General features: G+C 74.4%; 23 protein-coding genes. 17 read left to right on the forward strand and 6 right to left on the reverse strand.

Translation table 11 applies throughout. From position 1 onward, the window contains the following. Positions 1-44 precede the first annotated feature (44 nt). Entirely contained in the window at positions 45-1,253 is a 1,209-nt protein-coding gene (locus tag BLS43_RS19350; RefSeq protein ID WP_093086978.1) for a 5-(carboxyamino)imidazole ribonucleotide synthase, read from the forward strand. After that, a complete protein-coding gene (purE, locus tag BLS43_RS19355) occupies positions 1,250-1,792 on the forward strand; it encodes a 5-(carboxyamino)imidazole ribonucleotide mutase (protein WP_093086981.1) in 543 nt (180 codons plus the stop codon). Before BLS43_RS19350 ends, purE begins: the two co-directional genes overlap by 4 nt. Positions 1,793-2,087: 295 nt before the next feature. Here purE and BLS43_RS19360 read toward each other — a convergent pair whose 3' ends face one another. Next, a complete protein-coding gene (locus BLS43_RS19360) occupies positions 2,088-2,804 on the reverse strand; it encodes a TetR family transcriptional regulator (protein ID WP_093086984.1) in 717 nt (238 codons plus the stop codon). An 87-nt stretch (positions 2,805-2,891) separates the two neighbouring features. Here BLS43_RS19360 and BLS43_RS19365 point away from each other — a divergent pair, with 87 nt between their 5' ends. Next, positions 2,892-4,049: an acyl-CoA dehydrogenase gene (locus BLS43_RS19365; protein WP_093086987.1), complete on the forward strand. Its 1,158-nt coding sequence runs from the start codon at positions 2,892-2,894 to the stop codon at positions 4,047-4,049. Positions 4,050-4,102: 53 nt separating this feature from the next. Here the strand turns inward: BLS43_RS19365 and ilvA are convergent, their stop codons facing one another. From ilvA to BLS43_RS19380, 3 genes are all read right to left on the reverse strand, one after another. Next, positions 4,103-5,338 carry a threonine ammonia-lyase IlvA gene (ilvA, locus tag BLS43_RS19370; RefSeq protein ID WP_093087360.1) on the reverse strand — a complete coding sequence of 412 codons (1,236 nt, stop codon included), beginning with the start codon at positions 5,336-5,338 and terminating at the stop codon, positions 4,103-4,105. 77 nt (positions 5,339-5,415) lie between these two features. Then, positions 5,416-6,132: a TIGR03089 family protein gene (locus BLS43_RS19375; protein WP_218129902.1), complete on the reverse strand. Its 717-nt coding sequence runs from the start codon at positions 6,130-6,132 to the stop codon at positions 5,416-5,418. 24 nt (positions 6,133-6,156) lie between these two features. After that, positions 6,157-7,890: an LCP family protein gene (locus BLS43_RS19380; RefSeq protein ID WP_093086991.1), complete on the reverse strand. Its 1,734-nt coding sequence runs from the start codon at positions 7,888-7,890 to the stop codon at positions 6,157-6,159. 221 nt (positions 7,891-8,111) lie between these two features. On the opposite strand from BLS43_RS19380, the gene BLS43_RS19385 reads away from it, so the two are divergent. From BLS43_RS19385 to BLS43_RS19420, 8 genes are all read left to right on the forward strand, one after another. Next, a complete protein-coding gene (locus BLS43_RS19385; RefSeq protein ID WP_093086993.1) occupies positions 8,112-9,098 on the forward strand; it encodes a tetratricopeptide repeat protein in 987 nt (328 codons plus the stop codon). 81 nt (positions 9,099-9,179) lie between these two features. Then, positions 9,180-10,067, forward strand: a complete 888-nt coding sequence (locus BLS43_RS19390; protein WP_093086996.1) for a glycosyltransferase family 2 protein — start codon at positions 9,180-9,182, stop codon at positions 10,065-10,067. A gap of 18 nt (positions 10,068-10,085) precedes the next feature. Further along, positions 10,086-11,156 (forward strand): mannose-1-phosphate guanylyltransferase, encoded by a 1,071-nt coding sequence (manB, locus tag BLS43_RS19395; protein WP_093087362.1) that lies wholly within the window; start codon positions 10,086-10,088, stop codon positions 11,154-11,156. Positions 11,157-11,218: 62 nt separating this feature from the next. Further along, positions 11,219-12,121 (forward strand): DNA-3-methyladenine glycosylase family protein, encoded by a 903-nt coding sequence (locus BLS43_RS19400; protein WP_093086998.1) that lies wholly within the window; start codon positions 11,219-11,221, stop codon positions 12,119-12,121. Positions 12,122-12,131: 10 nt separating this feature from the next. Continuing rightward, complete coding sequence (locus BLS43_RS19405; RefSeq protein ID WP_093087001.1) at positions 12,132-12,611, forward strand: glutathione peroxidase; 480 nt, start codon at positions 12,132-12,134, stop codon at positions 12,609-12,611. A 4-nt stretch (positions 12,612-12,615) separates the two neighbouring features. Beyond that, positions 12,616-13,599: a 2-phospho-L-lactate transferase gene (cofD, locus tag BLS43_RS19410; RefSeq protein WP_093087004.1), complete on the forward strand. Its 984-nt coding sequence runs from the start codon at positions 12,616-12,618 to the stop codon at positions 13,597-13,599. Next, positions 13,596-14,942, forward strand: a complete 1,347-nt coding sequence (locus BLS43_RS19415; RefSeq protein WP_093087007.1) for a coenzyme F420-0:L-glutamate ligase — start codon at positions 13,596-13,598, stop codon at positions 14,940-14,942. The genes cofD and BLS43_RS19415 overlap by 4 nt, the downstream gene beginning before the upstream one ends. Then, the gene (locus tag BLS43_RS19420) at positions 14,936-15,478 is read left to right on the forward strand and encodes an NUDIX hydrolase (RefSeq protein WP_093087010.1); all 543 of its coding nucleotides are present in this window, start codon (positions 14,936-14,938) and stop codon (positions 15,476-15,478) included. Before BLS43_RS19415 ends, BLS43_RS19420 begins: the two co-directional genes overlap by 7 nt. 43 nt (positions 15,479-15,521) lie before the next feature. Here the strand turns inward: BLS43_RS19420 and BLS43_RS19425 are convergent, their stop codons facing one another. Next, positions 15,522-16,301, reverse strand: a complete 780-nt coding sequence (locus tag BLS43_RS19425; RefSeq protein ID WP_093087013.1) for a site-2 protease family protein — start codon at positions 16,299-16,301, stop codon at positions 15,522-15,524. Positions 16,302-16,547: 246 nt separating this feature from the next. On the opposite strand from BLS43_RS19425, the gene BLS43_RS19430 reads away from it, so the two are divergent. Continuing rightward, complete coding sequence (locus BLS43_RS19430; RefSeq protein WP_374205014.1) at positions 16,548-16,820, forward strand: WhiB family transcriptional regulator; 273 nt, start codon at positions 16,548-16,550, stop codon at positions 16,818-16,820. A 68-nt stretch (positions 16,821-16,888) separates the two neighbouring features. Here the strand turns inward: BLS43_RS19430 and BLS43_RS19435 are convergent, their stop codons facing one another. After that, positions 16,889-17,380 (reverse strand): metallopeptidase family protein, encoded by a 492-nt coding sequence (locus BLS43_RS19435; protein ID WP_237196916.1) that lies wholly within the window; start codon positions 17,378-17,380, stop codon positions 16,889-16,891. 90 nt (positions 17,381-17,470) lie between these two features. Here BLS43_RS19435 and BLS43_RS19440 point away from each other — a divergent pair, with 90 nt between their 5' ends. From BLS43_RS19440 to manA, 5 genes are all read left to right on the forward strand, one after another. After that, positions 17,471-17,848, forward strand: a complete 378-nt coding sequence (locus tag BLS43_RS19440) for a DUF3499 domain-containing protein (protein ID WP_093087018.1) — start codon at positions 17,471-17,473, stop codon at positions 17,846-17,848. Between the two features lie 39 nt (positions 17,849-17,887). After that, positions 17,888-19,249 (forward strand): phosphomannomutase/phosphoglucomutase, encoded by a 1,362-nt coding sequence (locus BLS43_RS19445; RefSeq protein ID WP_245707605.1) that lies wholly within the window; start codon positions 17,888-17,890, stop codon positions 19,247-19,249. A 92-nt stretch (positions 19,250-19,341) separates the two neighbouring features. Continuing rightward, on the forward strand, positions 19,342-19,533 hold the full coding sequence (locus tag BLS43_RS19450; protein ID WP_093087021.1) for a Trm112 family protein: 192 nt from the start codon (positions 19,342-19,344) through the stop codon (positions 19,531-19,533). A gap of 5 nt (positions 19,534-19,538) precedes the next feature. Next, positions 19,539-20,624: an SIS domain-containing protein gene (locus BLS43_RS19455; RefSeq protein WP_093087368.1), complete on the forward strand. Its 1,086-nt coding sequence runs from the start codon at positions 19,539-19,541 to the stop codon at positions 20,622-20,624. 11 nt (positions 20,625-20,635) lie between these two features. After that, on the forward strand, positions 20,636-21,844 hold the full coding sequence (gene manA, locus BLS43_RS19460) for a mannose-6-phosphate isomerase, class I (RefSeq protein WP_093087023.1): 1,209 nt from the start codon (positions 20,636-20,638) through the stop codon (positions 21,842-21,844). Positions 21,845-21,859 lie beyond the last annotated feature (15 nt).

Here is a 21,859-nt window from a genome sequence, read left to right on the forward strand (position 1 = left end):
GGGGCCGCAGGTCACACCGAGGGCGCAGGTAGTGTTCCCTCTCCGTGGAGACCCCCTCACGTGACTTCCCGGTCGTCGGGATGGTCGGCGGCGGCCAGCTCGCGCGGATGACCCACCAGGCCGCCATCGGCCTCGGGCAGTCCCTGCGGGTGCTCGCCGTCTCGCCGGACGAGCCCGCCCCGCTCGTCACTCCGGACGTGGTGGCGGGTGGGCCGGACCTCGCTTCGCTGCGCGCGCTCGCCGTCGGCTGCGACGCGGTGACCTTCGACCACGAGGGCGTGCCGCAGGAGCACCTGCGCGCGCTCGTCGCCGACGGGGTCGCCGTGCGGCCGCACCCGGACGCGCTGCTCCACGCGCAGGACAAGCTCGTCATGCGGCGGCGCCTCGCGGAGATGGGCCTCCCGGTCCCGGCGTTCGCCGAGATCACCGCGCCCGACCAGGTCGCCGACTTCGCCGCCGAGCACGGCTGGCCGGTGGTGCTCAAGGCCGCCCGCGGCGGGTACGACGGCCGCGGGGTCTGGTTCCTGCGCGCGGCCGACCCCGAGCTCGTCCGGGAGTTGCTCGACGCCGGGACCCCGCTGCTGGTGGAGGAGGCCGTCGAGATGTTCCGGGAGCTGGCCGCGCAGGTCGCCCGGTCGCCGTTCGGGCAGGCCGCGGCGTGGCCGGTCGTCGAGACGGTGCAGGAGGAGGGGCAGTGCGTGGAGGTCCTCGCGCCCGCCCCGGGGCTGTCGGAGGAGCGCGCGCTGGAGGCGCAGGGCATCGCGCTGCGGATCGCGCACGAGCTGGACGTGACGGGGCTGCTCGCCGTCGAGCTGTTCGAGACCGCGGGCGGGCTGGTGATCAACGAGCTCGCGATGCGGCCGCACAACTCCGGGCACTGGACGATCGAGGGCGCCCGGACCTCGCAGTTCGAGCAGCACCTGCGGGCCGTGCTCGACTACCCGCTGGGGACCACGACGATGACGGCGCCGGTCGTCGTCATGGCCAACGTCCTGGGCGCCGAGAAGACACCGGAGATGACGGTGGACGAGCGGATCCACCATCTGTTCGCGCGGTTCCCGCAGGTCAAGGTGCACCTGTACGGCAAGGGGGAGCGGCCCCTGCGCAAGGTCGGGCACGTGACCGTGCTCGGGTCGGACCTCGGTGAGGTCCGCCGGACCGCGGTGCTGGCGGCGCACTGGCTGTCCACCGCGGAGTGGGAGGACGGGTGGTCCGTCCACACCGGGACGCAGGGACTGGGGGACCGGGCATGAGCGAGCGTGCGAGCGAGTCGTCGGGCAGGCCGAAGGTCGGCGTGATCATGGGGAGCGACTCGGACTGGCCGGTCATGGAGGCCGCCGGGACCGCCCTCGCCGAGTTCGACGTGGAGTACGAGGTCGGCGTCTACTCCGCCCACCGCACCCCGCAGCGGATGCTCGACTACGCGACGTCCGCCGCGGACCGCGGGATCGGCGTGATCATCGCGGGCGCGGGCGGCGCGGCGCACCTGCCGGGGATGGTCGCCGCGGCGACCCCGCTGCCGGTGATCGGCGTGCCCGTCCCGCTGAAGGTGCTCGACGGCCTCGACTCGCTGCTGTCGATCGTCCAGATGCCCGCCGGGGTGCCGGTGGCCACGGTCGCGGTCGGCAACGCCCGCAACGCGGGCCTGCTGGCCGTGCGGATCCTCGCGGCCTCGGACGCGGGCCTGCGGGCGCGCATGGTCGAGTTCCAGGAGTCGTTGTCGGACATGGTCCTCGAGAAGGATCGGCTGCTGCGCGAAAAACTCGTGGCGCGCCCTCCCGCCGATACGTAGGCTGGTCGTACACAAGAAGGGAGGTGGTCCGACGTTGATTTCCACGAGGACTTGTGAGGTGGCTGCCCGCTGAGGCACCACAGGACGAACTCCTGACGGTCGTGGAAGCCGAGAGCCTCGGCGAATCCCCGGCAGTCACCGATGATCCCCGGGCCCGAGCCCAGTCCAGCTCGGTTCGCGTCTCACCCGAGACGGCCCGGGGATCACCCATGTCCAGGCCACGTCTCGCCCCGGGTGATCCACGCTCGGGGAGCGCGGCGGTCGGGATTCGACCTCCTCGCTCCCGGACGGTGGATCACCGCCCTTCGAGCGCCGCCGCGACGTGCTCGAGGCGCCGGGTGACCTGTTCCAGGTCCGACCCCACGCCCGAGCCGAGCGGGATCATGTCGGCCACCTTGCGGAAATGGGCGAGGCAGCTCTCCACCGTGCCGCTCTCGGCGAGCCAGCGGCGCAGCGCCTGGTTGTGCGCGGCGACCACCGCCGCCGCGGTGACGGCGGCCCGCAGGTCGCCGTCCTCGACGCCGTGCAGGCGCGCCGTGAGCTCGCGGGTGAACAGCCGCCGGTAGCGGTGGACCATCGCCGCCTCCCGGTCCCGCAGCGCCGAGACGCCGTGGACCAGGGCGAACCGCTTGCGCGCGGTGTCCTGGTCGGTCAGGTACAGGTCGAAGACGGTCTCGCCCGCGCGCAGGGTCAGCGACAGCAGGGGCTCGTCCGGGTGGGCGGACGCGAAGACCTCGGCGATCCGGGCGAGGCCCAGCTCGTGGTCGGGGGAGACCGCGTCCTCCTTGCCCGCGAAGTAGCGGAAGAACGTCCGCCGCCCGACGCCCGCCGCGGCGGCGATGTCGTCCACGGTCGTGTCGTCGTAGCCCTGTGCGGTGAAGAGCTCGACGGCGGCGCGCACGAGGTCCCGGCGCACCTCGGCCCGGCCCTCGGCGGACCGGCCGCTGCGTCTACCCACCCCGACGGCTCCGCCACCGTCCACCCCCCGGCGCGAGACTGTGCCCTCCGTCATGGCACGGAGGGTAGCAACGTCGTTGTCTCATGGCACGCAGTGCCGTTAGGGTGGGTCCACCCCCGGACATCGACGTGTGGAGACGAGATGCTTGACGGCGACTTCGAGGCCTACCGGCTCAGCGAGGAGCACGAGGCCCTGCGCGACGCGGTGCGCGCCCTGGTGGAGAAGGAGATCGCGCCGCACGCCGCGGAGGTCGACGAGCAGGCCCGCTACCCCGTGGAGGCGCAGAACGCGCTGACCAGGGCCGGGTTCCACGCCGTCCACATCCCCGAGGAGTACGGCGGCCAGGGTGCGGACGAGCTGGCCGCCTGCATCGTCATCGAGGAGGTCGCGCGGGCCTGCGTGTCGTCCTCGCTGATCCCGGCCGTGAACGGCCTGGGCTCGGTGCCGATCCTGCTCTCGGGGTCCGAGGAGCTCAAGAAGCAGGTCCTGCCCTCGATCGCCGCGGGCGACGCCATGATCAGCTACGCGCTGTCGGAGCGCGAGGCCGGTTCGGACGCCGCGTCGATGCGGACCCGGGCCCGCCGGGACGGGGACGACTGGGTGCTCAACGGCACCAAGTGCTGGATCACGAACGCCGGCGTGTCCAGCTGGTACACGGTCATGGCGGTGACCGACCCGGAGAAGAAGGCCAACGGCATCTCCGCGTTCGTGGTGCACAAGGACGACCCCGGCTTCGAGGTCGGCACCAAGGAGCGCAAGCTCGGCATCACCGGCTCGCCCACCCGCGAGATCCACTTCACCGACTGCCGCATCCCCGGCGACCGGATCATCGGCGCGGAGGGCACCGGCTTCAAGACGGCCCTGGCCACGCTCGACCACACCCGCCCGACGATCGGGGCGCAGGCCGTCGGCGTCGCGCAGGGGGCGCTCGACCAGGCCATCGCCTACGTCAAGGAGCGCAAGCAGTTCGGCAAGGCCATCGGGGACTTCCAGGGCGTGCAGTTCATGCTCGCCGACATGGCGATGAAGGTGGAGGCGGCGCGCCAGCTCGTGTACGTCGCGACCTCGCGCGCGGAGCGGGGCGAGAAGAACCTCGGCTTCATCTCCGCCGCCGCCAAGTGCTTCGCCTCCGACACCGCGATGTCGGTGACCACCGACGCCGTCCAGCTGTTCGGTGGCGCGGGCTTCACCAAGGACTTCCCGGTCGAGCGCATGATGCGGGACGCGAAGATCACCCAGATCTACGAGGGCACCAACCAGGTCCAGCGCATGGTGATGGCGCGGGCGCTGCTGAAGTGAGCTGAGCCTCCCGCCGGGGTCGGTGTCACCGCGGACCCGATCCCGGCGCGGTCTCAGAGCAGGAAGCGGAAGAGCGGCGAGTCCGGCGGGATCCGCTCGATCTGCGGCGGCGCGGCCGCCATCCGCTCCAGCAGGGCGGGCAGGTCGTCGGGGTCGCCGAGCTCGATGCCGACGAGCGCGGGGCCGGTCTCGCGGTTGCTGCGCTTCGTGTACTCGAAGAGCGTGATGTCGTCGTCCGGGCCGAGGGTCTCGTCGAGGAAGCGGCGCAGCGCACCGGGCTCCTGCGGGAACTCGACGAGGAAGTAGTGCTTGCGGCCCTCCCAGACCAGGGCGCGCTCGACGATGTCCGCGTACCGGCTCACGTCGTTGTTGCCGCCGGAGAGCAGGCACACCGTGGTGGACCCGCGGGGGATGTCCAGCATGCCGAGCGCGGCGGAGGCGAGCGCGCCCGCGGGCTCGGCGATGATCCCGTCGCTCTGGTAGAGCGCGAGCATCTCGACGCAGATGCGCCCCTCGTCCACCTGGTGCAGCTCGACGCCTGCGGCCTGCGCGATGGGGAACGTCACGTCGCCGACGCGGCGGACCGCGGCACCGTCGACGAAGGGCTCGATGGTGTCCAGCGTGGTCGGCGCGCCGGCCGCCAGGGCCGCGGCGAGACTCGCCGCCCCCGCGGGCTCGACGGCGATCACACGCACGTCCGGGTGGCGTTCGCGCAGGTAGGTGAGCGTGCCGCCGAGCAGGCCGCCCCCGCCGACCGGGACCACGATCTGGTCCGGCGGGTCGGCGAGCTGGCCGAGGACCTCCCGCACGACCGTGCCCTGGCCCGCGACCGTGCGCGGGTCGTCGAACGCCGGGACGAGGGTGGCGCCGGTGTCGGTCGCGTCCTTGGCGGCCGCGGCCGCGGCGTCGTCGTAGGTGTTGCCGACGACGATCGTGCTGACCACCTTCCCGCCCAGCCGCGCCACCCGGTCCCGCTTCTGGCGCGGGGTGGTGCGGGGCAGGTAGATGCGGGCCGTGACACCGAGCCGCGCGCACGCGAACGCCACGCCCTGGGCGTGGTTGCCCGCGCTGGCGCACACCACCCCGCGCGCCCGTTCCTCGTCGCTGAGCTGGGCGATCAGGTTGTAGGCGCCGCGGATCTTGTAGGACCGGACCGGCTGCAGGTCCTCGCGCTTGAGCCAGACCTCGCCGCCGACGGAGTCCGACAGCCGCGCCGAGATCTGCAGCGGGCTCGGCCCGATCACCGCGCGCAGTCGCCCGGCGGCATCGTCGACGTCGGCGGCGGTCACGGTCACGGAGGGGGCGCTGGTCACGGTGACACCGTAATCGGCGGGCCCGGCCGGAGTCGCGCAGGTTGCGCGAGGCGCTACAGGCGCGTGGTGCACCTCTCGGACTCGTACTTCCGCTCCAGCCGCGTCTGGTCGGGATGCGCGACCTGCACCAGTGAGCCGCCCGCGGCGAGGACCGCCAGCAGGCCGTCGACGAGGTCCTCCCGGGCGGACCAGTCCTTCACCGAGAGCACCCGGGAGCCCGCGTCGAGGCCCAGGTCCGCGGCACGGGACCGGGCGCGGGCGAGCAGGTCGTCCGCGGAGAGCCCGCCGAGCGCGGGGTCGGACAGCGGGACCGGGGACCACGGCGCGAACTCGTCGCCGTGCAGCCGTACCTCGGTGGCGAAGTCGATCACTCCGTCGGGCAGGCCGTCGATCCCGCGGCCGAACGCGTCGAGCGAGAGCGCGAGCAGCCCGCCCGAGGGTGCGGCGGCCAGCGCCAGGTCCAGGCGGTCGCGGTCGCACAGGACCCAGTCGGCGTCCGCGGGCTCGCCCACCACCTCCGCGCCGCAGGACCACGCCGCCAGCAGCACCGACGCGGTCTGCCAGTGCGCGGGCAGCAGCACGGCGACCCGCCCGCCCGGCTCGACGTCGCACTCGTCACGCAGCAGGTTCGCCGCCTTGGCCACCCAGTTCGCGGTGGTGACGGCGGAGAGCTCGATCCGCTCGCCGGTGGCGTCGTCGTAGAAGGTGATCAGGGGTCGGGCGGGGGCGGCGCGCAGGATCGGGTCGAGCAGCGCGGAGGTCAGGGACACCAGGTGGTTCTACCCGAGTGCCGGTCAGTCGATGCAGGGGACGCCGCCCGCGTTCACCGCGGGCGGCTGCGTCGGCGCCGCCGCGGCCTCCGGGGTGGCCGGGGCCGCGCCCGCGTAGTCCGTGCCGAGCAGGACCTGCAGGTGGTTCGGCTGCACGTCGCCGGACTGCTCCACGCCGAGCCCGCCGAGCTGCGCGGCGACGTTCTGGGCCGCGGCCTGCCCGTCGCCGGAGTAGCGCACGACGCTGGTGGTGCGGCTCGCGGCGTTCTCGACGACCCCGCGTCGGAACCCGGCCGCGCCGAGCTGGTCCGCCACCTGGGCGGCGAGGCCGGTGCCGCCGGAGCCGTTCCCGACGTCCAGGGTGTACGCCTTCGCGTCGAAGGCGGGCGCGGGCGGCGGGGCGGGCGCCGCGCTCTCCTCGACGGGGGTGGTCTTCTCCTCGACGAAGGCGTGCACCTGCGTGGGGTCGACCAGCACGACGTCCCCGCGCTCGTTGTGCGTGCCCCCCTGTGTGGGGATGGTCATGAAGTCGATGTTGCCCGCCGCGATGTCGCTCGCCTGCCGGGCGAACCCGAGCAGGTCCCAGCCCTGGTCGATGACCAGGGACTGCTCCGCCGAGTCGATCAGGGCGGAGAGGGTGGAGGGGTTCGTCAGGGTCCCCGTCGAGAGGATCTTGTCCGCGACGGCGGCGAGGAACACCTGCTGGCGGCGGATCCGGGACAGGTCGCCTTCGGGGAGGCCGTGCCGCTGCCGGACGAACGCCAGCGCGTCCGCTCCGGAGATCGTCTGCGGGCCCGCGGGGAAGTCGGCGCCGGAGAAGTCGTCGTTCACCGGGTTCTTGAGGCAGACGTCGACACCGCCGACGGCCTGGGTGAGGTTGTAGAAGCCGAGCAGGTTGATCTCGGCGTAGTGGTCGATCTGCAGCCCGGTCAGGTTCTGCACGGTCTCGATCAGCGTGGACCGCCCGGTGGCCGACGACTGGGTGTCGGCCTCCTTCTGGCTCATCCCGCCCGCGACGAGCTCGTCGGCCTTGAGCGCCTTCGTCGCCGGGTACGCCGCGTTGATCTTGTCCTTGCGGTAGCCGGGGATGTCGACGTAGCTGTCGCGGGGGATGGAGAAGGCCGTCGCGCCGCCGCCGTCCGCCGGGAGGTGCAGCACGATGATCGTGTCGGAGTTGAGGACGCCGGACTCGGCGCCGGAGCGCAGGGTGGCCAGGACGTCGTCCGGCAGCGGGTTGCCCTGCGCGTCCGTGCGGCTGTCGACGCCCACCAGCAGGATGTTCTGCTCGCCGCCGGACGAGCCGCCGGTGATGACGTTCGTGGTGGTGATCCCGCCGGTGACGTCCCGGTAGAAGGTCCACGCCGTGCCCGTCAGGACCAGGACCAGCGCGGACAGCACGCAGACGGTGAGCCGGGTGCGCCGGACGAGCGTGGCGCGGCCGGTGGGCGGCGCGGCGGGGGCGGCCGGACGGGGGCGGGCGGACGGCCGCGGGCGAGCCGGCGGGCGAGCCGGCGTCCCGCGGCCGAGGTCGCGCGCGGAGGCGCTGCCGGCAGCCGGGGTGCGGCGAGCGCTGGGCGGGGGCCCCGAGACCCGCGCGGAGGTGGAGCGGGCGGTGGAGGTGCGGGCGGTGGAGGTCCGCGAGGTGGAGGTGCGCGCCGCCGAGGAGGACAGCGCCCCACCCTCACCGAACAGCGCGGACGCGCCTGCCCGGCGGTCCCGCGAGGCGCGGGCGCCTGCGGGCGGGTCTGCCGCGTCCATGCCGTCTCCACTCGTTCAGGACACAACCGTCGGAAAGAGGGTGCATCATCCGGGGCGATCATCGCGCCGCGTCGCCCGGCGTGTCGGCGGCTCGTGTGCGCGGGCGGCCCGGGTCCACCCCGGAGGGTGAGCGGTCGGTGGCCGCGGGTGATCATGGTGTCGCGCTGCCGGATCCCCGATCGGGTGAGACCCTGAGCACCTTCCGGACGAGGGGAACGGCGATGACCGCGCAGCTGGAGCCCGAGACCCCCGGTCCGACCCTGCCCGTGACCCTGCCCGATCCCCGGAGCCCGATCCTCCCCGAGCCGGACCGGCCCGCCACGATCGCCGAGGCGGTCACCGAGGCCGTCGCCGAGGTGGTGGAGACCGGCGCCGCGCCGCAGGCGACCCCGCTGTGCGACGAGGGACGGGCGCTGCTCGACCGGGGCCGTGCGGGCGAGGCCGTCGAGGTCCTGCGCCGCGCGGTCGCCTCCGCCGAGCCCGGGGCGGCGGACCTGCTGGTCGGCGCCTACCTCGACACGGGGGCCTGGTCCGCGGTGATCGACTGGTTGACGCCGCTGGTCGCGGACGGGCACGTCGCGTTCGCGGGCAGGCTGGGGGTGGCGCTCGCCGAGTTCGGCGACCACGTCCGCGCCGAGGAGATGCTGCGCACCGCGGTCGCGGCGGGCGAGACCGCCGCCGCGAACGACCTGGCGCTGCTGCTGGTGGCCGACCGCAGGCTGCGCGAGGCGGTGCAGGTCCTCACGCACGCCGCCGACCGCGGCGACCCGAGCACGCCGGACAACCTGGTCGCCCTGCACCTGGAGGACGGGGACCTCGCGGGGGCCGCCGTCGTCGCCGAGCGGTACGCGGCCGAGGACCGCCCGGACACCCTCGTCGCCCTGGCGGACGTGCGGGCCGCGCAGGGTCGAGACGACGAGGCGGACGCCCTCTACCGCCGCGCGGGCGGGCTCGGCGCCGTCCGCGCCCACACCGCGTACGGCGGGTTCCTAGTCGCCCAGGGGGACGTCACCGCCGCCGAGCACGAGTTCCGGGAGGCGGAGCGGCACAACGAACCCCGGTGGGCGGTCACGATCGGCCGCTTCCTGCTCGACGTCGGCCGCCCCGAGGTCGCCCGCTGGTACCTCGAGATCGGGTCGGGCCAGGGGGACCGGGAGGCCGCGGCCCTGCTCGCCGAGCTGAACGGTGAGGATCCCTCGGACGACTGAACCACGGCCGGAGTGTGTCCGGGCGCCGCTACGCTGACGCGGGCGCGAGCCGCCGCCGCGTCCCCGATACCCTCGTGCCCCATGGAACCGGAGGGACCGACCGGCGGGACCGCGGTGCGGACGTACGGCGACGAGCTCGCCGTCGTGACCGTGACCTACTCGCCGGGCGAGACGTTGGCCGCGTTCCTCGACTCGATCCCCGCCGCCACCACCCGCCCGCTGCGGGTCGTGCTGGCGGACAACGGCTCCGTGGACGGTGCGCCCGAGGCGGCCGCCGAGCGCCCGGGCGTGGAGCTGCTGCGGATCGGGGAGAACGTCGGCTACGGCACGGCCGCCAACCGCGCCGTCGCGGGCCTGGGGCCCGAGGTGGGCTGGGTCGTCGTCGCGAACCCGGACCTGGTGTTCGGGCCCGGCTCGATCGACGTCCTGCTCGAGGCGGCGCGCCGGCACCCGCGGGCGGGCTCGCTCGGGCCGCTGATCCGCGACCCCGAGGGGCACGTCTACCCGAGCGCGCGGCGGGTACCGGATCTCGCGACCGGTGCGGGGCACGCGGTGCTCGGCCGGATCTGGCCGCAGAACCCCTGGTCCACGACCTACCGGCAGGAGTCCGCGGCCATCGAGGAGCGGCCCGCGGGCTGGCTCTCCGGCTCCTGCCTGCTGGTGCGGCGCAGCGCGTTCGACTCCGTCGACGGCTTCGACCCGCGCTACTTCATGTACTTCGAGGACGTCGACCTCGGGGACCGGCTCGGTCGGGCGGGCTGGCTGAACGTGTACGTGCCGACCGCCGAGGTCGTGCACACCGGCGGGGTGTCCACCAGCAAGGCCGACGTGTCGGCCCGGATGCTCGCCGAGCACCACCGCAGTGCCTACCGCTATCTCGCCGACCGCCATCCGGGACCGGTCAACGCCCCGCTGCGGGCCGCCGTCAGGGCGGGCCTCGCGGTGCGGTCGCGAGTGTCGAGCCGTTAAGAGGAGACCGAAACTGTGCTGGACGACGTCGAGGCCGTGGTGCTGGTGGGGGGCAAGGGAACCCGCCTGCGACCCCTGACCCTGTCCGCGCCCAAGCCCATGCTGCCGACGGCCGGGGTGCCGTTCCTCGCGCACCTGCTGTCCCGGATCCGGGCCGCGGGGGTCCGGCGGGTCGTGCTCGGCACGTCCTACCTCGCCTCCACCTTCGAGGAGCACTTCGGGGACGGCGAGTCCCTGGGGCTCGAGCTGACCTACGTCGTCGAGGAGGCCCCGCTGGGCACCGGCGGCGGCATCGCGAACGTCGCCGAGCACCTGACCAGCGAGAACGTGATGGTGTTCAACGGTGACGTGCTGTGCGGCACCGACCTCGGCGCCGTGGTCAACACGCACCGGCACACGGACGCGGACGTCACGCTGCACCTGGTGCGCGTGCAGGACCCGCGCGCCTACGGCTGCGTCCCCACCGACGACGACGGCCGCGTGCTCGCCTTCCTGGAGAAGACCGAGGACCCGCCGACCGACCAGATCAACGCGGGCTGCTACGTCTTCAAGCGCTCGGTCCTCGAGGAGATCCCGCGCGGGCGGGTCGTGTCCGTGGAGCGCGAGACGTTCCCCGGGCTGCTGGAGCGCGGCGCCCGGGTGAGCGGGCACGTCGACAACGCCTACTGGCGCGACATGGGCACCCCGGGCGACCTCGTGCACGGCTCGGCGGACCTGGTCCGCGGCGTGGCGCCCTCGGCGGCGCTGCCCGGCCCCGTCGGCGAGTCGATCGTGCTCGAGGGCGCCGACGTGGCGAAGGACGCGTTCGTGTTCGGTGGCACCGCCGTGGGGCGGGACGTGGTCGTCGGGGAGGGCGCCAAGGTCGAGGGCTCCATGCTCTTCGACGGCGCCGTCATCGCCGCCGGGGCGATCGTCGAGTCCTCGGTGATCGGTGCGGGGGCGCGGATCGAGGCGGGCGCCCACGTGCGGGACGCGGTGATCGGGGACCGCGCGGTCGTCGGCGCGCACTGCGAGCTCAAGGGCGGCATGCGCATCTGGCCCGACGTGCAACTGCCCCCGCACGGCATCCGCTTCTCCGCCGACGTCTAGCCGTGCGTGGTAAGTGGTGCTCTGGCACCACTTACCACGCACGAGCGCCGGAGGCGCAGACCATGATCGAACGGGAGTGGACGCCGGGCTTCGTGCTCGACGTGCACGGAGTGCTGGTCCCGCTGCGGCGGGGCCGGGGCGATCCCTCGTGGCGACAGGACGAGGGCGGGATCTGGCGCACCTCCACCACCCCGGACGGGCCCGCGACCGTCCGGATCGCCCGGCGCACCGACGGCACCGTCGTCGCGCAGGGGTGGGGGCCGGGGGCGGCCTGGGAGCTCGACGGGCTGCCCGCGCTGCTCGGCGCGAACGACACCCCCGAGACGTTCACCGCCCACCACCCGCTGATCGAGGACTCCGCGCGACGCCGCCCCGGCCTGCGGTTCGGCGCCACGCGGCGGGTCTGGGACCAGCTCGTCCCCGCGATCCTGGAGCAGAAGGTCACCGGCACCGAGGCGCGCCGGTCGTGGCGGGAGCTCGCCCGGCGGTTCGCGGACCCCGCCCCGGGCCCGGCTCCGCAGGGGATGCGGGTCCCGCCCACCCCCGCGCAGCTCCGGTCGGTGCCGGACTGGGAGTGGCACAAGGCAGGCGTCGACTCCGCGCGGCGCCGCGCGATCCTGGCCGCCGCGGCCGTGGCGCACCGGTTGGAGGCCGCCGTGGAGCTGGGTGGCGAGGACGGGCGGATCCTGCTCCGCAAGGTCCCCGGGATCGGCGTCTGGACCGCGGCGGAGGTGGCGCAGCGGGCGTGGGGCGACCCCGACGCCGTCAGCTTCGGCGACTTCCACATCCCGACGGTCGTCGGCTGGGCGCTGGTCGGTCGCCCGCTGGACGACGCCGGGATGCTCGAGGTCCTCGAGCCCTACCGCCCGCAGCGCCAGCGGGCGGTGCGGCTGGTGGAGGTGTCCGGCTTCCAGCGTCCCCGGTTCGGGCCACGTTTCAGCCCGCGCGACTACCGCGCGATGTAGTTTCGACGGCGTGGACCTCGGCTCCCTCACCGCTCTCCGTGCTCTCGACGGCTCCGCCCTCCCGGATCTCTCCGGGAAGGCCGTGCTCGTCGTCAACGTCGCCAGCAAGTGCGGCCTGACCCCGCAGTACGCGGGCCTGGAGCGGCTCCAGGAGCGCTTCGGGGGCGGGGGCTTCACCGTGCTCGGCGTGCCCTGCAACCAGTTCGGCGGGCAGGAGCCCGGCTCGCCCGAGGAGATCGCCACCTTCTGCTCGGCGACCTACGGGGTGAGCTTCCCGCTCACCGAGAAGATCGACGTCAACGGCCCGGACAGGCACCCGCTCTACGCCGAGCTCACCGACACCGCGGACGCCACGGGCGCCGCGGGCGACGTGCAGTGGAACTTCGAGAAGTTCCTCGTGGCGCCGGACGGCGCCGTCACCCGCTTCCGGCCGCGCACCGAGCCGGAGTCGGACGAGATCGTGGCCGCGATCGGCCGGGTCGTAGCCTGACACCGTGAAGGTCACGGTCCTGGTCGGAGGCGTCGGCGGCGCGCGGTTCCTGCTCGGTGTCAAGGCGGCGTTGCAGGCGGCGCGCGGAGACGACCACGAGATCACCGCGGTGGTCAACGTCGGGGACGACGTCTGGATGCACGGGCTGCGGATCTGCCCGGACCTGGACACCTGCATGTACACCCTCGGCGGCGGCATCGACACCGAGCGCGGGTGGGGGCACGCGGGCGAGACCTGGACGGTCAAGGAGGAGCTCGCCGCGTACGGCGCCGAGCCGAGCTGGTTCGGGCTGGGGGACAAGGACATCGCCACCCACCTGGTCCGCTCGCGGATGCTGCGCGCCGGCTACCCGCTGTCCCAGGTGACCGAGGCGCTGTGTGACCGGTGGCGGCCCGGCGTGCGGCTGCTCCCCGCGTCCGACGACCGGGTCGAGACCCACGTGGTGATCGACAACCCGGAGCGGACCGAGGACGGCCCGCCGCAGATCGCGATCCACTTCCAGGAGTGGTGGGTGCGCTACCAGGCCAAGTACCCGGCGCACCGCTTCGCGTCCGTGGGTGCGGAGGAGGCCACGGTGCTGCCCGCCGCCGCCGAGGCGATCCGGGACGCGGACGTCGTGCTGGTCGCCCCGTCGAACCCCGTCGTGAGCATCGGCACCATGATCCAGATCCCGGGCATGCCCCAGGCCCTGGTCGGCGCGCGCGGCCGGATCGTCGGGGTGTCGCCGATCATCGACGGCGCCCCGCTGCGCGGCATGGCGGACCAGTGCCTGTCCGCGATCGGCGTCGAGACCAGCGCCGAGGGCGTCGGACGGCACTACGGGGCCCGGTCCACGGGCGGCCTGCTCGACGGTTGGCTGGTCCACACGGGAGACTCCGCCGAGATCGACGGCGCGGAGGTCCGGGCCGTGCCGCTGCTCATGAGCTCGCCCGAGGTCACCGCGGACATGGTGCGGGCCGCGTTCGACCTGGCCGGGGTGACGCCGTGAGCTCGCCCGGGTTCGCGGACCACCGCGCGGCCGAGGGGCTCGAGATCCTGCCGGTCCACGGCCTGCCGGAGTTCCGCCCCGGGGACGACGTGACCGCCGCGATCGCCGCGGCCGCCCCGTGGCTGGCGGACGGCGACGTCGTCGTGGTGACCAGCAAGATCTTCTCCAAGGCCGAGGGGCGGCTGGTGCCCGCACCCACCGACCCCGAGGAGCGGGACGCGCTGCGGCGCAGGCTGATCGACGGGGAGACCGAGCGGGTGCTGGCCCGCAAGGGCCGGACGTTGATCGTCGCGTCGAAGCTCGGGATCGTGCAGGCCGCGGCGGGCGTCGACGGCTCGAACGTGCGCACCGACGAGCTCGCCCTGCTGCCGGTCGATCCGGACGGCAGCGCGGCCCGGCTGCGCACCGGCCTGCGGGAGGCGCTCGGCGTGGACGTCGCCGTGGTGGTCACCGACACCATGGGGCGTTCCTGGCGGGTCGGTCAGACGGACGTCGCGATCGGCTCCGCCGGGCTCACCGTGATCCACCGCTACGCCGGCGCGCACGACGCCGAGGGCAACGAGCTGCTGGTCACCGAGGTGGCCGTGGCGGACGAGGTGGCCGGGGCGGCGGACCTGGTGAAGGGCAAGCTCGGCGCGCTTCCGGTCGCGGTGGTCCGCGGGCTCGGCAGCCGGGACGACGGCTCGACCGCCCGCGACCTCGTCCGGCCGGTCGAGGACGACCTGTTCCGGCTCGGCGCGGACGAGGCGATCGCGCAGGGCCGGTCCGAGGCGGTCCTGTTGCGCCGCAGCACCCGCGAGTTCGGGCCGGAGCCGGTCGACCCGGCTGCGCTGCGTCGGGCGGTCGGAGTCGCGCTGACCGCTCCCGCGCCGCACCACAGCACCCCGTTCCGGTTCGTGTGGGTGCGCTCCCGGGACGCGCTGCTCGACGCGATGCGGGTCCGCTGGGAGGCGGACCTGGCGCGGGACGGCCGTCCCGCCGAGGAGATCGCGCGGCGCCTCGCCCGCGGCGACCTGCTGCGCCGGGCCCCCGAGCTGGTGCTGGCGTTCGTGACCGGCGAGGGCGCGCACACCTACCCGGACGCGGCGCGCAACGCCGCGGAGCGGGACATGTTCACCGTCGCGGGCGGGGCCGCCGTGCAGTCCCTGCTGGTGGCGCTGGCCGCCGAGGGTCTGGCGTCCTGCTGGGTGGGCTCCACGATCTTCGCCCCGGACACGGTGCGCGAGGTGCTGGACCTGCCCGCGGACTGGCAGCCGCTCGGCGCGGTCGCGGTGGGGGCGCCGGTGGAGCCGCAGGCCCCGCGCGCCCCGAAGGACCCGGCGGACGGGCTCCTGGAGTGGTGAAGCCCGCCGTCGCGATCGAGGAGCTGCGCGCCTGGTCGCCGCCGAACGAGGCCCAGGCGGCGCTGCGCGAGGCGCTGGTCGCCTTCTGCCTCGCCCGGCCGGACGACGCCTGCCTGCGCGAGTGCGAGCCCGGGCACCTCACGGCCTCTGCGCTGGTCCTGGACCACACCGGGGAGCGGACGCTGCTGACCCTGCACCCGCGCGTCGGGCGGTGGATCCAGCTCGGCGGTCACTGCGAACCCGGGGACGCGAGCCTGCGGGAGGCCGCGCTGCGCGAGGCGACCGAGGAGTCCGGGATCCCCGGCCTGGAGATCGCCGCGCACCCGCTGCACATCGACGTCCATCCCGTCACGTGCTCGCTGGGCCTCCCGACCCGGCACCTGGACGTCCGGTATCTGGTGCGCGCACCCGCCGGCGCCGTCCCGGTGATCTCCGACGAGTCCACCGATCTCGCCTGGTGGCCGCTCGACGGCCTTCCGGCCGACAGTGACACCGTTTCGACGATGGTCGAGTCGGCCCGTCTCAGCGCCGGATGACCGTATCCCCCATTCGGCGCAACGGGTCGACCGTTGGGGAGAGTCAGCGCCAGAACAGCAGCAGGGAGTAGCCGGTGGCGGCGTAGTCGGCGTCCCCGCCGATGGCCGAGAACAGGACCTGGCCCACCCCGAAGAGGGCCTGAGCGACCCCCGGCACGCCGATGACCAGCACGAACAGCACGAGCGGGGCCCACGGCCGGACCTTGGCGCCGAGCCGCTGGGCCGACGGTGAGAGCCACGGCTCAACGACCCCGTACCCGTCCAGCCCGGGCACCGGCAGGATGTTCAGCACGAAGGCCAGGATCTGGATCAGGGCCAGGCAGGACAGCCCCACCGCGAGCCCCAGCGACATCGGGACGAAGATCACCGCGAGGCTCAGCAGCACCCCGATGACCAGGTTCATCGCCGGTCCGGCCAGCGAGACGAGCGAGCGGATCCGCTTGCTGCGCAGCGCCCACTGGTTGATCCACACCGCGCCGCCGGGCAGCGGGATGCCCCCGAGCAGCAGGAACACCACGGGCAACACGAACGACAGGCCGACGTTCGCGTAGCGCCGGATGTCCAGCGTGAGGTACCCGCGGTTCTCGATCCCGTCGTCCCCGCCGCGGTGGGCGGTGTACGCGTGGCCCCACTCGTGCAGGCACAGCGAGACGCACCAGCCGCCCAGGACGAGGAGCACCACACCCGCCGTGAGCAGCGCCAACGACCCTTCCCGCGCCTGCGCGGTACCCAGCACGCAGAGCACCGCGCCGACGGCGGTCACCGCCACCAGCAGCAGGAACCACGGACTTATTCGGGTCGGAGCAGCACGCACTTGACCCATTGTGCCGAACGGGGGACCGAAGGGGTGGAGCCCGTCACCCGGTCGGCAGCGCCGGGTTGCGTGAAGGGTGCCTTCACCGCTGTACTTACGTCGGTGTCATTCGCCGGGGCGCGGGGAGGTGGGCGAGTGGACGTATTCACGGACACCGTGTTCGTCGCAGGGACGGGCGCGATCGAGGACGCGGAGCCGTTCGGCGGCGTAGCGGAGATCGGCGAGCGGAGCGGCCCCCACGAGGGGCTGCGGCTCATCGACACACTGGTCGAGCGGGGGACCCTCCTGGACGGCCAGGAGGACGGCGAGCTCGAGGACTGGCAGGAGCGCGCGCTGTGCGCGCAGACGGACCCGGAGGCGTTCTTCCCCGAGAAGGGCGGCTCCACCCGCGAGGCCAAGCGCATCTGCGCGGGCTGCGAGGTCCGCGCCGAGTGCCTCGAGTACGCCCTGGCGCAGGACGAGCGGTTCGGCATCTGGGGTGGGCTCTCGGAGCGCGAGCGGCGTCGGCTGCGCCGCGCGGCGGTCTAGGACCGCCCTTCCCGGGGGGCTGCAGGCCCCTCGGGACGTTCCCCGCTCCGCGCCGCTGGTCCGCGCCGCTAGTCCGCGCCGCCCTCGACGGCGTCGGGCTCGATGTTGAGGTACTCGGCGACCTGCTCCACCAGCACCTCGTGGAGCAGTTCGCCCAGGTCCGCGCCCCCGCGCGCCCGCGCCTCGAGCGGCCGCCGGTAGAGCACGATCCGGGCCCGGGACGGCAGCCCCGCCGGGTCCACGCCCGCGGGCACCAGCTGCGCGAGCGGCACCCCCGCGTCGGCCAGCACGCCCGCCCCCCAGACGACCTCCTCGGGCGAGGTCTGCCGCACCTCGGGCACCTCGTCGACGGCGAGGTCCAGGTCCACCAGCTCCGGCCCCCAGCGCAGCTCGATCGGTTCCAGGGCCTCGAGCACGCGCGCGTCGAACCGCTCCGCCCGCGTCTTGAACGAGGGCGTGGTCACCGGGTAGAGCAGGCCGCGCAGGCTCCGGCCCCGCCGGTCGCGGCGGCGGGGGGAGCGACGCGACCGGTGGGTCGAACGCGGACTCGGGTCGGGCACGGACGGAATGGTACGGCGCTCCGGTGCGGCGGACATGCACCCGCGCGTCGCAGCGGGGTGCGGCGGGTCCCGCGGGTTATCGTCTCGGACGTGCTGAGTGTCCGGAGGTGTTCGCGGAGCGGCTGCACCGAGCTCGCGGTGGCCACTCTCACCTACGTCTACGCCGACTCGACCGCCGTGGTCGGTCCGCTGGCGACGCAGGCCGAGCCGCACACCTACGACCTGTGCACCGCCCACGCCCACCGGCTCACCGCCCCCCGGGGCTGGGAGGTCGTGCGGTTCGAGGGCGAGTTCGCGCCCCCGCAACACACGGGGGACGACCTCACCGCGCTGGCCGAGGCGGTCCGCGAGGCGGGTCGGATGGATCGCCCGATCGAGATCGCCAGCGTGGACGTCACGGCCGGACCGGGCGGCCCCACCGGCCGCCGCGGCCACCTGCGGGTGCTGCCCACTCCGCCGGAGGACTGAGGCGATCACCCGGGGTGACATGCCCTAGGGTTGCTCATCGTGCCCGAGGTGGACCTGAGCCAGATCGTCAAGGCGTACGACATCCGCGGTGTCGTGGGCGAGCAGCTGCACGCCTCCACGGTGCGCGAGATCGGTGCGGCGCTCGCCCGACTGGTCGGGGCCGAGGGGGCGCGCACCGTCGCGGTCGGCTACGACATGCGGGACTCCAGTCCCGGGCTCGCCGAGGCCTTCGCCGAGGGGGTCACCGGCCAGGGGCTCGACGTGGTGGACATCGGCCTGGCCAGCACGGACATGCTCTACTTCGCGGCGGGCACGCTGGACGTCCCGGGTGCGATGTTCACCGCGAGCCACAACCCGGCCGAGTACAACGGCATCAAGCTCTGTCGCGCGGGGGCGACCCCGATCGGGCAGGACACCGGCCTGAGCGCGATCCGCGAGGCCGTCGAGCAGGGTGTCCCCGCGGGCCCCGGCGGCGGGTCGGTGCGGCGCCAGGCGATGGTCGAGGGCTACGCGGAGTACCTGCGCGGCCTGGTCGACCTCACCGGCATCCGGCCGCTGAAGGTCGTGGTGGACGCGGGGAACGGCATGGGCGGGTTCACCGTGCCCGAGGTGCTCGGCGGGCTGCCGTGCGACGTCGTGCCCCTGTACTTCGAGCTGGACGGCTCCTTCCCGAACCACGAGGCCAACCCCCTCGACCCGGCGAACCTCGTCGACCTGCAGAAGGCGGTCGTCGCCGCGGGCGCCGACCTGGGTCTGGCGTTCGACGGCGACGCGGACCGCTGCTTCGTCGTCGACGAGCGGGGGGAGCCGGTCAGCCCCAGCGCCATCACCGGCCTGGTCGCCGTGCGCGAGCTGGCCAAGGCCCCCGGCGCCCCGATCATCCACAACCTGATCACCTCCCAGGCCGTGCCGGAGCTCGTGCGCGAGCACGGCGGACAGCCGGTGCGCACCCGCGTCGGCCACTCGTTCATCAAGCAGACGATGGCCGAGACCGGCGCGGTGTTCGGCGGCGAGCACTCCGCGCACTACTACTTCAAGGACTTCTGGAAGGCCGACTCCGGGATGCTCGCGGCGCTGCACGTGCTCGCGGCGCTGGGGGAGCAGGCGGGCCCGCTGTCGGAGCTGATGGGCGTCTACGAGCGCTACTCGGCCAGCGGCGAGATCAACTCGACGGTCGCGGACCAGGCGGACCGGGTCGCGGCGGTCAAGGAGGTCTGGGGCGCGCGCCCCGGCGTCACCGTCGACGAGCTCGACGGGCTGACGGTCTTCCAGCCGGACGGGGCGTGGTTCAACCTGCGCGCCTCGAACACCGAGCCGCTGCTGCGGCTGAACGTGGAGGCGGCCGACGAGGCGGCCGTCGCCGCCCTGCGGGACGAGGTCCTGGCGATCGTCCGCGCCTGAGGACTCTCGACCCGCCCGCTCAGTACCCGTACGGACCCGGCGCTCTGCCGCCTGCCCTGGCAGCATTGTGGACAGGTCACGTGAGGAGAAGCATGCACGCGCTCGACGACCGGCTGATGGAGATCCTGGCCTGCCCCGCGGAGGATCACGCTCCGCTCCGCCAGGAGGCGGCCGAGCTGGTGTGTACGGCGTGCGCGCGTCGCTACCCGATCGTGGACGGCATCCCGGTGCTGCTGCTGTCGGAGGCGCAGCCTGCAGGCACGGCCGACGAATCCACCGGGTGATCCCGGTGCTCGACGACACGCTGCTCGCCGACCCCGCCGCGCTGGCCACCGCCGACGGAGCGGGTGTGCTGCGCGCGGTCGCCACCGCGGGCGCGCAGGTCCGCTCGGCGGCGCAGTCCGCCGCCGACGCGGGACTGGCGGACCTGGCCGGGCACCGCCCTCGCGCCCTGGTGGTGCTGCGCAGGCCGGGTGCCTCTGGTGCGGCGGGGGAGCTGCTGGGCGCCCTGCTCGGGGCGCAGAGCCCCGTGCCCTTCGTGCTCACCGACGTGGTGCCGTCCTGGGTCGGCCCGCTCGACGTCGTGCTGGCCCAGTCGGCCGACCCCACCGACACCGAGCTCGCCGAGTCCGTGGCCCGCGCCGTGTCGCGCGGCGCCGAGGTCGTCCTCTCCGCGCCCGCCGAGGGCCCGGTCGCCGGCGCGGGGGCGGGCCGCGCCCGGTTCGTGGAGCCGCGGATCCCGGTGCCGCCGGGTCTGGACCTGCCGCGCGCCCTCGCCGTCGGACTGTCCGTGGCGTCCGCGCTGCAGCTGTGGCCGGGCGGCCTGGACGCACACCTGGACCCCCTGGCCGACGCGCTGGACGCGGAGGCCGAGCGCAACCAGCCGGGCCACGAGCCGTTCATGAACCCGGCCAAGTCCCTGGCCCTGCGGATCGCCGAGCACACCCCGCTGCTGTGGGGGACCGACCCCGCCGCGACCGCCGTCGCCGGCCACGGCGCCACCGCGCTGGCCACGCACGCCGGCGTGGTCGCCCACTCCGCGGACATCGCCCAGGCCGCGACCGCGACCGGGCTGCGCCGGGCCGTCGACCTCGCCGAGCAGGGCACGGACGTCTTCCGGGACCCGTTCGACGACCCGGGCCCGGACGCGCCGCCGGTCCGCCTGGTCCTGCTCGCCACCGGCGAGGACGACCCGGGCCAGGTCGCCGTGCGCCGCACCGGTCGCGGCTGGCCCGCCGACCTGCACCATCCCGTCGACGAGATCGCCCGGGGCACCCGGGACGCGGGGCTGCTGCGCGCCGCCGTGCTCGCCTCGCGACTCGACGCGGCCGCCGTCTACCTGGGTCTGGCGACCCGCACGATCGAGCCCGCCTGAGGGGAAGTCCGTTGGAGTCTCTGGAGAACCCGGTGCGGCCGTACGCGTGGGGCTCGCGCACGGTCATCGCCGAGCTGCTGGGCGAACCCGTCCCGAGCCCGCACCCGCAGGCCGAGATGTGGTTGGGCGCCCACCCGGGCGACCCGTCGCGGCTCGCCCACGGGGCCAGCCTGCTCGAGCTGCTCGCCGCCGACCCCGAGACCCACCTCGGGACCGAGCGGGCGGCGCGCTGGTCGGGCACCCTGCCGTTCCTGTTGAAGGTCCTCGCGGCGGACGAGCCGCTGAGCCTGCAGGCCCACCCGAGCCTCGACCAGGCAAAGGAGGGCTTCGCGCGGGAGAACGCGGCGGGCATCCCGCTCGACGCGTCGCACCGCAACTACAAGGATCCCAACCACAAGCCCGAGCTGATCTGCGCGCTCACCGAGTTCCACGCCCTCGTCGGGTTCCGGGACCCGGTGGAGACCCTGGGCCTGCTGCGGGCGCTCGACGTGCCCGAGCTCGCCGCCCACGTCGACCTGCTCGCCGCCCAGCCGGACGCCGACGGCCTGCGCGCCCTGTTCACCACCTGGATCACCCTGCCGCAGGGGATGCTCGACGAGCTGGTCCCCGCCCTGCAGAAGGCCGCGGTCCGCCTCGCCGGGGCCGCGGACGGCTGGGCGCTCGAGGCCCGCACCGCCCTGGAGCTCTCCGAGCGCTACCCCGGTGACGCCGGCGTGCTCGCCGCCCTGCTGCTCAACCGGGTCGTGCTGCAGCCGGGACAGGCCGCCTACCTGCCCGCCGGGAACCTGCACGCCTACCTGCAGGGCGCGGGCGTCGAGCTGATGGCGAACTCCGACAACGTGCTGCGCGGCGGGCTGACCAGCAAGCACGTGGACGTCCCGGAGCTGTTGCGGGTCCTGGACTTCGCGGCGGGCCCGCCCCCGATCCACGCCGGCACTCCGGAGGGGGAGTGGCTGCGCTACGACACCCCGGCCGAGGAGTTCCTGCTGCGCGCCTGGCACGGCGCGGACGGGCTGACGGCCCGGCTGCCGGTGCCCGCGGGCGGCCCGCGGATCCTCCTGTGCACCGCGGGCAAGGCCTGCGTGCGCTCGGGGGAGGCGGTGCTGGGACTGACGAAGGGCCGCGCCCTGTTCCTCGGCGCGGCCGAGCACGGTGTGGAGATCGAGAGTGCCGAGCCGGGCACGCAGCTGTACCTCGCGGGCGACGCGCTGTCGTCGTAGCGCTCCCGGCGGGCT

Source organism: Pseudonocardia oroxyli (assembly GCF_900102195.1).
Classification (GTDB): domain Bacteria; phylum Actinomycetota; class Actinomycetes; order Mycobacteriales; family Pseudonocardiaceae; genus Pseudonocardia; species Pseudonocardia oroxyli.

Excerpts from the sequence above, each read along its gene's own strand:
- BLS43_RS19380 (WP_093086991.1), bottom strand. The coding sequence starts at position 7,890 with ATGGACGCGGCAGACCCGCCCGCAGGCGCCCGCGCCTCGCGGGACCGC.
- BLS43_RS19400 (WP_093086998.1), top strand. The coding sequence starts at position 11,219 with ATGATCGAACGGGAGTGGACGCCGGGCTTCGTGCTCGACGTGCACGGA.
- BLS43_RS19365 (WP_093086987.1), top strand. The coding sequence starts at position 2,892 with ATGCTTGACGGCGACTTCGAGGCCTACCGGCTCAGCGAGGAGCACGAG.
- BLS43_RS19450 (WP_093087021.1), top strand. The coding sequence starts at position 19,342 with ATGCACGCGCTCGACGACCGGCTGATGGAGATCCTGGCCTGCCCCGCG.
- BLS43_RS19425 (WP_093087013.1), bottom strand. The coding sequence starts at position 16,301 with ATGGGTCAAGTGCGTGCTGCTCCGACCCGAATAAGTCCGTGGTTCCTG.
- BLS43_RS19360 (WP_093086984.1), bottom strand. The coding sequence starts at position 2,804 with ATGACGGAGGGCACAGTCTCGCGCCGGGGGGTGGACGGTGGCGGAGCC.
- purE (WP_093086981.1), top strand. The coding sequence starts at position 1,250 with ATGAGCGAGCGTGCGAGCGAGTCGTCGGGCAGGCCGAAGGTCGGCGTG.
- BLS43_RS19390 (WP_093086996.1), top strand. The coding sequence starts at position 9,180 with ATGGAACCGGAGGGACCGACCGGCGGGACCGCGGTGCGGACGTACGGC.
- BLS43_RS19385 (WP_093086993.1), top strand. The coding sequence starts at position 8,112 with ATGACCGCGCAGCTGGAGCCCGAGACCCCCGGTCCGACCCTGCCCGTG.